Source organism: Breoghania sp. L-A4 (genome assembly GCF_003432385.1).
Lineage (GTDB): Bacteria > Pseudomonadota > Alphaproteobacteria > Rhizobiales > Stappiaceae > Breoghania.
The window spans coordinates 253,539-265,458 of record NZ_CP031841.1; the positions used below are offsets into that span (position 1 = coordinate 253,539).

Genomic DNA, 11,920 nt, shown 5'->3' on the forward strand with positions numbered 1-11,920 from the left:
GTGTCGCATGGGAAACCAGCCGAGGCATCGGCGGCGTCAGGAACCGACCGGGAAGGCCTGCGGTGCGGGATCGACGAGTCGGGAGCCGCTGCCGGTCGCCTCGTAGATCGCCAGGCCGCGCTCGTTGGTGCCGTCGCTGTTGAAGCGGAACACCCCGTCGACGCCCAGGAACCCATCGCGATTGGTCAGCACGCCGGTGGCGAAACGGCGCGGGCCGGCGTTGCTCACGAGCCCGGCAGCCAGCCGCGTCGCGTCATAGGCCAATGTCGCGTTGCGCGGCGGTGCGCTGCCGTAAGCGGCCTGATAGCGCTGTGCGAAGGCCGTGAAGCCGGGCTTCACCGGCGCCGGATACAGCCCGCCCGCGAGCGCCGGCTCGTTCAGCACCTGAGTGTTGTCCCACTGGCCGCTGCCCAGGAATGTCACCTTGTCGCGGCCGATGCCCTTGGCCGAGAGGATCTGCGCGATATAGCCGGGAACACTGCCGCCGTCGGGCAGGAAAATCGCATCGGCTTGCTTCGCGGCTTCGGCGATCGTGTTGGTCTTGGCCTGCAGATCGGCGGAGTCCACACCGCGGGCGGCGTCGACCTTGTACCGCTCGATGGCGACGATGCGGCCGCCGGCCCGGCCGACCGACTGACGGAAGGCTGCCTCCACAACGGCGCCGTAGCCGTTATCGGGAATCAGCGCCGCGAATGACCTGCGGCCCTGACTCGAGGCGTAGGAAATCACCCGCGCCGTATCCTGCTGCGGCATGAAGGAGAGCAGATAGACCCCGCGCGCCGCGGCGGATGCATCGGAGGAAAACGCAACAACCGGTACGCCGGCCGTGCGTGCGGCCTGGCCCGCACCGCTGACGGCGGGCGAGAATACGGGGCCGAGAATGAGTTCCGCGCCCTCGGAAATCGCCTGTTGCGCGGCCGCGCGGCCGCCCTCGGCGGTGCCGCCGGTGTCCTTGACGAGAACCTGGATGTCGGCGCCCTGGAAATCGTTCATCGCCAGTTCCGCCGCGTTGCGGAACACGGTGGCGATCTCGCCGGCGTTCGCGGTTGCCGATTTGGGCAGCAGCAGCGCCACGCGCACGGACCCGTTGCCCAGCACATCGCCGCTCGGCGCCGCCTGAGTCGGCCCGCGGCCGTCGAACTGCGGGTAGACGCCCGTGGTCGAGCCGGTACAGCCGCTCAAGCCCAGACCCGCGCCCAGCGTCAGCGCCAGCGCCCATCGTTTCGCGCCGCTCGTTCGCCCGTTTCCTGTCTGCAGCACGTTCTGGGTCTCCCGGATCCTGTTTCGCCCCGGCAAAAGGCCGAGCGATTTTGGCGATTTAGTGGAAGTCTGTCAAAACAACGACACCAATTTGCCCGGTTTGTTGTCTCGGCGCTACAACAGGGTGCACGATTCACGCGGCAGTCCCAGTCCCGGCAGCACGATTCATGGCAGCCGAGGTCACCGGACCCGCATTCAGGTGGCACGCTTCTATGACACGACCGCCACACAGCGGAACGAATATGGTCTCCGAGGACACGACGGACGCAGCGGTTTCCGATGCGGCTTTCGCCGACGATCAGCCCGCCCGTAATGCGGTACCCGGCACCGGCCGCTACAGCATCGGGGCGCAGGGCTTTTCGTCGCCGCGCATCGAACCCGGTCTCTACATCGTTTCGACGCCGATCGGCAACCTGCGCGATATCACGATCCGGGCGCTGGAGACGCTGAGCGGCGCGGACATGATCGCCTGCGAGGATACCCGCGTCACCCGCATTCTGCTACAGCGCTACGATATCCGCACGCCGCTGATCGCCTATCACGAGCACAATGCCGCGAAGATGCGGCCGAAAATCCTCTCGGCGCTGGCCGAGGGCAAGGTCGTTGCCCAGGTCTCCGACGCCGGAACGCCGCTCTTGTCGGATCCCGGCTACAGACTGGTTCGCGACGTGGTGGCCGAAGGGTTCCGGGTGTTTCCGATTCCGGGCGCATCGGCGCCGCTCGCCGCCCTCGTGGGCGCCGGCCTGCCCACCGACACGATTCTTTTCGCGGGGTTTCTGCCGCAAAAGTCCTCCGCCCGCCGCCGCCGGCTGGAGGATCTGCGGCACGTCCCGGCAACCCAGGTGTTCTTCGAATCACCCCGCCGGCTGGGTGCAACGCTTGGCGATATGGCGCAGGTGCTTGGGGGTGCGCGTGCGGCCGCTGTGGCGCGCGAGCTGACCAAGAAATTCGAAACCTTCGAGCGAGGCACGCTTGGCGACCTCGCGCAGCGGTTTGCCGACACGCCGCCCAGGGGCGAGATCGTCATTGCAATCGCGCCGCCGGAGGCGGAGGAAACCAGCGACGCGGATGTGGACGCGCTGTTGCGCGATGCGTTGCGGGATCTGCCTGTGAGCGCCGCCGCGGGCCAGATCGCGAAGCAGACCGGACGCGACCGCCGCGCGCTGTACAAGCGGGCGCTGGCGTTGCGTGACGAGACATCGGCGGATGAGGGCACGGGAGGTCATGACGGCTGATCCCAAACGCCGCCGCGCCCATCTGTGGGGCCTAAAGGCGGAAGCCCGCGCGGCCCTTTGGCTGCGGCTGAAGGGGTATCGCATTCTGGCGCGCCGCTACCGCACCCCGCGCGGCGAAATCGATCTGGTCGCCCGGCGGGGGGGCACCGTCGCCATCGTCGAGGTGAAGGCGCGCGACACCCGGGACGCTGCGCTGGAGGCCATCACGCCCGCAAACCGGCGCCGTGTCGTCGAGGCTGCCAACCTGTGGCTGTCGCGAAACCCGCGTTACAACGCCGCGACCTTGCGCTTCGACGCGCTGCTGATCGCGCCGGGTCAATGGCCGCATCATATGCCGAACGCCTTCGATGCGGATTGCTGACGGCCGACTGCCTCGGGAATCGTTTCCCGTTGCCGCAATCTTCGCGCGCGGCGTGGACAAATCGGGCATCGCACCGCATATGTGATTTTCAAGCCCGCTTGTGGTGCGCGTTTCCATGACGTCATGAACGCCCGCGGCGTCCGCCGCCAAGGCACCGCCTTCAAAAGGATCCCTGCCGATGCCGCTTCGCGTCGCTGTCCAGATGGACCATATCTCGACCGTCAACATCGCGGGCGACAGCGCATTTGCGCTGATGCTGGAAGCGGAAAGGCGCGGCCACCAGCTGTTTCACTACACGCCCGACCGGCTGGCGATGATCGGCGACAAGGTCTTTGCCCGGCTTGAGCCCGTCGCCGTGCGCGACGTCAAGGGCGACCACTACACGCTGGGCGAGGGCGTGCGCACGGATCTTGCGGAAATCGACGTGATCCTGATGCGCCAGGATCCGCCCTTTGATCTGGCCTATATCGCGGCCACCCACATGCTGGAGAAAATCCATCCCGACACGCTTGTCGTGAATGACCCGGCGCATGTGCGCAATGCGCCGGAAAAACTGTTCGTCACCGAATTCGCCGATCTGATGCCGCCGACGCTGGTCACCCGGGATCGCGACGAGATCGACGCGTTTCGCGCCGAGCATGGCGACATCGTCATGAAGCCGCTGTTCGGTCACGGCGGGGCGGCGGTGTTCCGCATCACGCAGGATGATCTCAACTACGGCTCGCTCTATGATTTCTTCGCGAGCGTCTTTCGCGAGCCCTGGGTGATCCAGCGCTTCCTGCCCAACGTGAAGCATGGCGACAAACGGATTATTCTGGTCGACGGGGAATTCGCGGGCGCCGTCAACCGCGTGCCGGCGCCTGGTGATCTGCGCTCCAACATGGTGCGCGGGGGTGCGGCGCGCGAAGCCGATCTGTCGGAACGCGAACGCGAGATCTGCGCCCGGCTGGGGCCCGCCCTGCGCGAACGCGGGCTGCTGCTCGTGGGCATCGACGTGATCGATGGCATGCTGACCGAGATCAATGTCACCGCACCCACCGGCATCCGCGCGGTGGCGAAACTCGGCGGTCCCGACATCGCCGGCCGCGTCTGGGACGTGATCGAAGCCAAATGCTCCGAATGAATGTTCCTTTTTCGTTCTTGCCTCCTCGTCATAACTGACGTAACGTGATCTCGGGCGTGCGGCGAGCGCGGAGGAGGTCATGGTCAGCCGGATTACCACAGTGGCGTTTCAAGGCGTCGAGGCGATCCCCGTTGACGTGCAGGTGCAGGTTGGTCCGGGCGCCGTTGTCTTCAACATCGTCGGGCTGGCGGACAAGGCGGTCGCGGAAAGCCGCGAGCGGGTGCGCAGCGCGCTGATCGCGTCGGGCATGGCGCTGCCGGCCAAACGCATCACGGTCAATCTGGCGCCAGCGGATCTGCCCAAGGAAGGCTCTCATTACGACCTGCCGATCGCGCTGGGGCTGATGGCGGCGATGGGCGCCGTGCCGGGCGACCAACTGGCGGACTACGTTGTCGTCGGCGAACTCGGCCTGGACGGCACCATCGCGCCCGTGGCCGGCGTGCTGCCGGCGGCGATCGGCGCCAACGCCATGGGACGCGGGCTGATCTGTCCCGCCGATTGCGGCTCTGAAGCCGCCTGGGCGGGTGCGGAAACGGCGATTCTCGCGCCGCGCAGCCTCATTGCCATCGCCAATCATTTCAAGGGCACGCAGGTTCTCTCCCGGCCGGTGGCGCGGTTGCACGCCCCGCCTTCGACCTGCCGGACATGGCCGATGTGCGCGGACAGGAAACCGCGCGCCGGGCGCTGGAAGTGGCCGCTGCGGGCGGGCACAATCTTCTGATGGTCGGGCCGCCGGGAGCGGGAAAGTCGATGCTTGCGGCGCGCCTGCCGTCGATTCTTCCGCCGCTGACGCCGAAGGAATTGCTGGAGGTGTCGATGATCGCCTCGATCGCCGGCGAGTTGGCGGACGGGCGGCTGTCCGACCGCAGGCCGTTCCGCGCCCCCATCACTCCGCCTCCATGGCGGCGCTCGTGGGCGGCGGGCTGAAGGCCAAGCCGGGCGAAATGTCGCTCGCCCACAACGGCGTGCTCTTTCTTGACGAGTTGCCCGAGTTCAATCCGCAGGTGCTCGACAGTCTGCGCCAACCGCTTGAAACCGGCGAGACAGTGATCGCGCGCGCCAACCACCGGGTGTCCTATCCGGCGCGGGTGCAACTGGTCACCGCGATGAACCCATGCCGCTGCGGCCACGCGGGCGAACCGGGTCACCAGTGCCGGCGCGGACAGCGCTGCGCCGCGGACTACCAGGCGCGCCTCTCGGGGCCGTTTCTCGATCGCATCGACCTGCGCATCGAGGTGCCCGCGGTCACCGCCCATGACATGATCAGTCCCGGCCGGTCGGAAGGCTCGCTGGATATCGCCGCCCGGGTCGCCGCCGCCCGTGCGCTGCAAGCGGAGCGGTTCGAGCCGCTGGCGGTTTCCGCGCGCACCAACGCGCAGGCCCCGGCGCGGCTGATCGAGGACATCGCCGAGCTGGACGCGGACGGCGTGCGGCTGCTGCGCGACGCCGCCGACATGCTGCATCTGTCGGCGCGCGGCTATCACCGCGTTCTGAAGGTCGCGCGCACGTTGGCGGATCTCGACGGCGAGGCCCGCGTGCGCCGGCCGCATCTCGCCGAGGCGCTGAGCTATCGCGGGGCGCCTACCACGCTCGCCCACGCCGCCTGAGCACCCTCGTCAATCATCACCACGCGTCGGGCTCTCCCGCATCCCGTGACCTGGCCATGTTCCGCGGTGGCCGGCGACTAAGGCCAAGGGCCGGCTTCATGGGGACTATATTGACATAAATTTCAATATCTAATCTCCTGTTCCGCAGGATAGTCCGAATAGAGAAAACCTGTGTTCAACGTCGGATTCACCGCGGGAAAGGCAACAGATGAGAACCGGTCGGACTGGTCCGGCAATGCGGCCCGGCCGATTGCCTGGTCCGCGTGGTATCCGACACGCGACAGTGCCGAGCAGCCAACCGCGTCGAGCCTGACCGAAGCCACGCCGTTCCTGCCGGAGCCAATCGCGCGGGACGCCGGTCTCGCCGACGACCAACCCGCCTTTCCGGTCGTGCTCATGTCGCATGGCACGGGAGGGACGGCCGCGGGACTGTCCTGGCTGGCGCAGCGCCTCGCTCAGCAGGGCCATATTGTCATCGGCGCCAATCATCACGGCAACACGGCGACCGAACCTTACCGGGCAGAGGGCTTCCTGTGCTGGTGGGAGCGGGCGCGCGATCTCACGGTGCTGATGGATCATCATGCGGCCGGCCCGTTCTCCGGGCGGATCGATTTCGACCGGATCCATGTCGCCGGCTTTTCGCTTGGAGGCTACACGGCGCTGTCATTGCTCGGCGCCATCACGGACATTTCCGTATTCACGGATTGGGCGCGCGGCAAGCCGTGGGGCAACGGCCCGCGCGAATTTCCGGATATCGGAGAGAAAGTCCCGGCGCTGCTGAAAGAGAACCCGGTCTTCCGCGCGTCATGGGACCGGCAGTCTGACAGCTACAGGGACAGCCGGATCAAGGCCGCGTTCGTCTTCGCGCCCGCCCCACCATCCGCGGCATGACCACCGACAGTCTCAGGGCGATCCGCACCCCGGTCTCCATAGCCGCCGTGGGCCGGGACACCGAGGCGCCATCGGATCTGTGCGCGGAATGGGTCCATGGCATTCTGCCCAACAGCACATTTGCGCTGCTTGACCCCGAGGCCGGCCATTATGTCTTCTTCTGCACGTGCTCCGTTTGGGGCCAGTCACACATGCCCGACATCTGCCGGGATGCGCCGGGCGTTGACCGTCGCGTCATCCATGACGGGGCGGCGGCTCTGGCGCTCGATCTTTTCGCCTAGAACATTTCCAGATGAAGTGAATTTCACTTCGTCTTAGAACAAATGCGACGAATCAAAAATTTGGGGCGCTTCTGCGATTCATTGCCATTGATATCTCCGCCTACGGCCAGTGCCTGTTCCACGCCGCGATGCCCGGCGCCGTGGCCGGCGACGACGGGATTTCGCAAAACCGCCGCCTCATCGGGGCTCATCAGGAAGGGGGGGACTTTCGAACCGTCCGCCCGCAAGCGGCGACGGGCCAACTATTTCGCACCGAATTTCCAGACGTATACCCGGCATTGGATGAAACGAGCATTTAAAATTGAAAATATAACATGCGCTTCATCGTGGCGGGACGTTCAATTCATGAAGATCCAAATATAAAATCACAATTTTTGACGCCACAGAATCGGAATTCGCAATCCTGGGTTGCCTTCACTCGAATATATGAACTATAGTCTCAACCAAGTAACTATTACGCTAAGTCAGATGCAAACTAAACGATCGTGAATTTTCAATCAGTATATTATCAATATGTGAGCATTTTGTTTAACGTTTTCCCTGTTTACTCCAAGTGTAACGGTCTCGGTCACCTCCCCTGACCTGAGAGCGCCTGTCCGAATACAGACCAGAGTGACCCATGAAAATGAACGTCTCCATCAAAGCCAAGCTGTTCACCGGTGTTGGTGTGATCGCCGCTGCGCTGGCGGTCACGGCGACCCTCGCCGTCGTCGGACTTGGCAATGTGCAATCGCTGTTCACCGAATACCGCTCCGCGGCCCGCCAGAGCCTGGTCATCAACGACGCCACCAGCGACCTGCTCAGCGTCCGCCTTGGCGTGATGAACTACCGCACCGGCTTCAAGGAGGCGGACGCGGACGTCGTGCATGAGAAAATCGCCGACATTCGCGCGCGCGGCGCTGAGATCAAGGCGCTGTTCCGGGATTCCGACCGCATCGCGAAGCTCGACACGCTGCAAGCGGGCATGTCCGAATACGCGGCGGACTTCGAACGGTATGCCTCCATCCAGAGCGACACCACGGCGCTGCATGTCGGCCTCGAGCAGGCGGGACAGAAAATTCGGGAGAATCTGACGGCGATCGTGGAAAGCGCGTATGAGGACGGCGATCAGGTCTCTTCCTACTTCGCGGGCCGGGCCCAGGAACAGGTTCTGATGGGCCGCATCGCGACAGAGCAGCTGTTCGCGAGCCTCGCGCAAAAGGACTACGAGGAAGCGTCCCGCACCATGACGCTGGCGCGGGATCAGTTGAAAGACCTTGTCGGGAAACTGGAAACCACCGACCACCGCAATCTGGCGACGCAAGCGATCGAGCTGACCGAACGCTTCATGACGGATCTCGAGCAGGTCTCCAGCAAATTCGCCGAGCGCCGCGACTACCGTGAAAACGGCCTGGATCTGATCGGCCCGGAGATGACCGCAGGATATCAGGCAGTCCTCGCCGACGTCGTCGACACCCAGAACGATCTCGGACCGCGCGCGGAAGGCGAAATCACGGGCATTGTTTCGCGCACCACGTTGCTTGGCGTCCTGTTCACGGTGCTCGGCCTTGCCATCGCCCTGTTTCTTGGAACCACCCTGCCGCGCGCCATCGTCGCCATCACGGACGCCATGACGGAGCTGGCCGGCGGCAAGCTCGACGGCGCCATCTTCGGCGTTGGTCGTAAGGACGAAATCGGCTCCATGGCCGCAGCCGTGCAGGTGTTCCAGGCAAACGCAGTCGAGAAGCTTCGTCTGGAAGAGGAGCAGCAGGTCGCAAGCGAGCAGGCGAAAAAGCAGCAGAAAGCAATGATGCACAAGCTGGCCGACGACTTCGACGCGGCGATCGGATCGATCGTTGGTACGGTCTCCGGCGCCGCCACCGAACTTCAGTCGGCGGCCGAAAGCATGACCGACACCGCCGCGCGGACCAGCGAACAGGCCAACAATGTGGCCGCCGCATCGGAACAGGCCTCCAGCAACGTCCAGACGGTCGCCACCGCGTCCGAGGAGATGGCCGCCTCGGTCGAGGAAATCGGCCGTCAGGCCAGCGAAACCTCCAACAGGGCCAATGCGGCGGCGGGCGAAGCCAATGTCATGGTCGACAAGGTGAAAACCCTCTCGGACGCGGCCCAGAAGATCGGCGCCATCGTCGGCCTGATCCAGGATATCGCCGAGCAGACCAACCTGCTGGCGCTTAACGCCACCATCGAGGCGGCGCGCGCCGGGGAAGCCGGCAAGGGCTTCGCGGTTGTGGCTTCCGAGGTCAAGGAGCTGGCGACCCAGACGTCGAAGGCGACCACGGATATCTCCGAGCAGATCGCCGCCATCCAGGACGCGACCGCGAGTTCCACGGAAGCGATTTCGGCTGTGACCAATTCGATCGATGATCTGACCAAGATCGCGGCAAGCATCGCCGGCGCGGTGGAGGAACAGTCCGCGGCCACCCAGGAAATCGCCCGTAACGTGCAGCAGGCCGCAATCGGCACACAGGAAGTCTCCAGCTCCATCGGCCATGTCACCGAGGCGGCTGCAACCTCCAGCTCTACAGCAAGCCAGGTGCTGTCGGCGGCCGGCGAGCTGTCGATGCAGTCGGAATCGCTGCGCGGCGAGGTCAGCCGCTTCCTTGACGGCGTCCGCGCCGCCTGATCCGCAAACAGTGTGCCGTCAAGGCTTTGGCAAGTCCTTTGCGGCACACTGATCCCTCTGACATGACCAGGGGGAGCGCGTCACGCGCCATGTTGCAGTCGCACACCAGCCATCGAGTACCAGCGCGCGGCACGGCGGATCCCGTCGGCAGTCAGCGTGACACGGTCCGCGGCGACGCCGCAGCGGACGGTGGCCTGCGCTCCGGAACCCAGGACCAACCTGCCCCGGATTCGACACCAGTCGCTGGTGCTTCGCGCCGGACTCTCGCGCTTGCGGGCGTTCTTGTCGTCGCCGGCGCCCTGGCCGCGGTGCTACTGGCCACAGTGCCCGCACCGGGCCCTCTGGCAGGCGTCGCCATTGCCTTCCTCGCGGGCTGCGGCGGCGTGTGGATCGTGCTCGGACCCGAGCTTGCGAGCCGCTCCGGCCGAATCGCCGCGCTCGACGCGGAAGCCGATCTTCTGCGCGACCATGCCGAACGGCTGGAAGACAAGGCGTGGGAGCTGCGCGAATCGGATGAGCGCCATCGCTCTGTCATCGACGCGCTCGGGATGTCATTTTCCGGCGCGACGACAAGGGCCGCGTCGTCTACGCCAACGAAGCCTTTTCGCGATGCTTCGGCGCGGACCTCGACCAGGTCGTCGGGCGGCCGCTGATGGTGGCGCTGGATCCGCCGCCTGCGGACGGCGACCCCGCGAACGAACGCCCCGGCCCGCCGGATTTGAAACTGGAAACCGTGGCCGGCTGGCGCTGGTTCTCGCGACTCGATGTGCGGGTGCGTGACAGCGGCAGCGGCGCCGCGTTGGTGCAGACGATTCTGCGCGACGTGACGCCGCGCAAGGCGGCGGAAGACGCTCTGATGGAGGCCCGCGACCAGGCGCAATCGGCCAATCGCGCCAAGTCGCGCTTTCTCGCAACCGTCAGCCACGAGATTCGCACGCCGCTCAACGGCATTCTCGGCATGACCGGATTGCTGCGCGACACGCAACTCAGCGCCGCGCAAAACAGTTACGCCGATGCCATCCACACGTCCGGAGAGGCCCTCATGACCTTGATCGACGAGGTGCTGGATTTCTCAAAGGTCGAGGCGGGAAAACTGGAGCTGGCCCCGCGGCCCACCGGTCTCGAGGCGCTGGTGGAAGGCGTCGTCGAGCTTCTCGCGCCGCGCGCCCAGGCCAAGGGGCTGGAGATCGCGGGCTATGTGGCGCCCGACGTACCGGCCCAGGTGCTGATCGACGGGCCGCGCCTGCGCCAGGTGCTGATCAATCTTGCCGGCAACGGCATCAAGTTCACGGACGACGGCGGCGTGTTGATCGAGATTTGCGCGCAATCGGTGGGAGCCGCGCAGTGCCGGCTATCGGTCAGCGTGCACGACACGGGCATCGGCATCGCGCCGGACGCGGCCAAGCGCCTGTTTCAGGAATTCGAACAGGTCGATCACGGTCCCGCCCGCCGCTACGGTGGCACCGGTCTCGGCCTGGCGATCTCCCAGCGCATCGTCGCACGGATGAACGGATCAATCGCGATTCGCAGCGACCCGGGCTCCGGCGCGTCCTTCTCCTTCACCATCGATGTCGCACATCCCGGTGCGGACACGGGTGGGACCGCGGCGCTGCAGCCTGTTCTCGCCGGCCGTCAGATCGACCTCGTCGCAAGCGAGGGCATCGAGGCAACGCTGATCGCCCGAAGGCTTTCCGCCGTGGGCGTCAGGATCCGGACCCGCAGCCCGTCGCAAACCGACAACGCAAGCACCGCAAACGGTGATCCCGCGGCCGGCCTTATCGTCGATCACATGAGTGTCGCGGATCCCGCCAATTGGCTTGATGCGCAACGTTCGGCCGGAAATTCGGCGCCCGCCCTTGTGCTCATTACCCCGGCGCAGCGCGCGAGCCTGCCCGCGCTGAAGGCGGCGGGTTTCGATGCCTATCTGATCAAGCCTGTACGCTCGCACTCTCTGCTGCGGATTACCGCAGCCCTTGTCGGCGGCGGCGATATCACCGATGTGCCTGGCGACTGGACGGGTTCAAGCGCCGATGACACCGCACCGCCCGGCCCGGCCCTGCGGCTGCTTGTCGCGGAGGACAATGAGATCAACCTGCGGCTCACCGTTGCGCTTGTCGAAAAATTCGGCCACACGGCCATCGTCGTGCAGGACGGGCAGGCGGCGATCGACGCGGTCAAGGAAAGCTGGGCGCCGGGCGGGCAACCGTTCGATGCGGTCTTCACCGACCTGCACATGCCCAAGGTGGACGGGTTGGAGGTCATCCGCGCCATACGCGCCGGCGAGGCGGATCGCAACCGCGCCCCGTTGCCGGTTTACGCGTTGACCGCCGATGTGATGCCGGAGTCACGCTCGGAGGTCGAAGCCGCCGGCGCCAGCGGCTTTTTGACAAAGCCTCTCGACCCGGATGCCCTGCGCGGCGCGCTTGCGGCACTGGCGCAAGTCACCGCGGCCGGGTGTTGAACGCTCTTTTTTCCCCTATCTATGATAATGTACCTACCACGATGGTCGTGACCCGATCTGATGTGTCATGGAACT

At 65.6% G+C, this 11,920-nt stretch carries 12 protein-coding genes and 1 pseudogene; 11 read left to right on the plus strand and 2 right to left on the minus strand.

Features of this window, described 5'->3' with window-relative positions:
- Positions 1 to 36: 36 nt before the first annotated feature.
- The gene (locus D1F64_RS01230) at positions 37 to 1,260 is read right to left on the minus strand and encodes a penicillin-binding protein activator (protein WP_205470605.1); all 1,224 of its coding nucleotides are present in this window, start codon (positions 1,258 to 1,260) and stop codon (positions 37 to 39) included.
- Positions 1,261 to 1,502: 242 nt separating this feature from the next.
- Between D1F64_RS01230 and rsmI the strand changes: the two genes are divergently transcribed.
- From rsmI to D1F64_RS01260, 8 genes and pseudogenes are all read left to right on the plus strand, one after another.
- Positions 1,503 to 2,495 (plus strand): 16S rRNA (cytidine(1402)-2'-O)-methyltransferase, encoded by a 993-nt coding sequence (gene rsmI / locus D1F64_RS01235; RefSeq protein ID WP_117410936.1) that lies wholly within the window; start codon positions 1,503 to 1,505, stop codon positions 2,493 to 2,495.
- Positions 2,485 to 2,856, plus strand: coding sequence for a YraN family protein (locus D1F64_RS01240; RefSeq protein ID WP_117410937.1), 372 nt, complete (start codon positions 2,485 to 2,487; stop codon positions 2,854 to 2,856). The genes rsmI and D1F64_RS01240 overlap by 11 nt, the downstream gene beginning before the upstream one ends.
- Before the next feature lie 178 nt (positions 2,857 to 3,034).
- The gene (gene gshB / locus D1F64_RS01245; protein WP_117410938.1) at positions 3,035 to 3,979 is read left to right on the plus strand and encodes a glutathione synthase; all 945 of its coding nucleotides are present in this window, start codon (positions 3,035 to 3,037) and stop codon (positions 3,977 to 3,979) included.
- Positions 3,980 to 4,058: 79 nt separating this feature from the next.
- The gene (locus D1F64_RS24150) at positions 4,059 to 4,700 is read left to right on the plus strand and encodes a magnesium chelatase domain-containing protein (RefSeq protein WP_248304569.1); all 642 of its coding nucleotides are present in this window, start codon (positions 4,059 to 4,061) and stop codon (positions 4,698 to 4,700) included.
- Positions 4,625 to 5,178: pseudogene (locus tag D1F64_RS24155) on the plus strand (ATP-binding protein); the annotation flags it as partial. The gene D1F64_RS24150 and the pseudogene D1F64_RS24155, both read left to right, overlap by 76 nt.
- Before the next feature lie 60 nt (positions 5,179 to 5,238).
- Entirely contained in the window at positions 5,239 to 5,586 is a 348-nt protein-coding gene (locus D1F64_RS24160; protein ID WP_248304827.1) for a hypothetical protein, read from the plus strand.
- Positions 5,587 to 5,757: 171 nt separating this feature from the next.
- Complete coding sequence (locus D1F64_RS01255; protein ID WP_117410939.1) at positions 5,758 to 6,477, plus strand: hypothetical protein; 720 nt, start codon at positions 5,758 to 5,760, stop codon at positions 6,475 to 6,477.
- A complete protein-coding gene (locus D1F64_RS01260) occupies positions 6,474 to 6,758 on the plus strand; it encodes a hypothetical protein (protein ID WP_117410940.1) in 285 nt (94 codons plus the stop codon). The genes D1F64_RS01255 and D1F64_RS01260 overlap by 4 nt, the downstream gene beginning before the upstream one ends.
- Before the next feature lie 23 nt (positions 6,759 to 6,781).
- On the opposite strand, the gene D1F64_RS22975 is transcribed toward D1F64_RS01260, so the two are convergent.
- Complete coding sequence (locus D1F64_RS22975) at positions 6,782 to 6,949, minus strand: hypothetical protein (RefSeq protein ID WP_162901219.1); 168 nt, start codon at positions 6,947 to 6,949, stop codon at positions 6,782 to 6,784.
- Between the two features lie 428 nt (positions 6,950 to 7,377).
- On the opposite strand from D1F64_RS22975, the gene D1F64_RS01265 reads away from it, so the two are divergent.
- The 3 genes from D1F64_RS01265 to D1F64_RS01275 all read left to right on the plus strand — a co-directional run bounded on the left by D1F64_RS01265 (position 7,378) and on the right by D1F64_RS01275 (position 11,845).
- Complete coding sequence (locus tag D1F64_RS01265) at positions 7,378 to 9,384, plus strand: methyl-accepting chemotaxis protein (RefSeq protein ID WP_117410941.1); 2,007 nt, start codon at positions 7,378 to 7,380, stop codon at positions 9,382 to 9,384.
- A gap of 89 nt (positions 9,385 to 9,473) precedes the next feature.
- Positions 9,474 to 10,037, plus strand: coding sequence for a hypothetical protein (locus D1F64_RS22980; protein WP_162901220.1), 564 nt, complete (start codon positions 9,474 to 9,476; stop codon positions 10,035 to 10,037).
- Positions 9,938 to 11,845, plus strand: a complete 1,908-nt coding sequence (locus tag D1F64_RS01275) for an ATP-binding protein (RefSeq protein WP_248304828.1) — start codon at positions 9,938 to 9,940, stop codon at positions 11,843 to 11,845. The genes D1F64_RS22980 and D1F64_RS01275 overlap by 100 nt, the downstream gene beginning before the upstream one ends.
- The last annotated feature ends 75 nt before the right edge of the window (positions 11,846 to 11,920 follow it).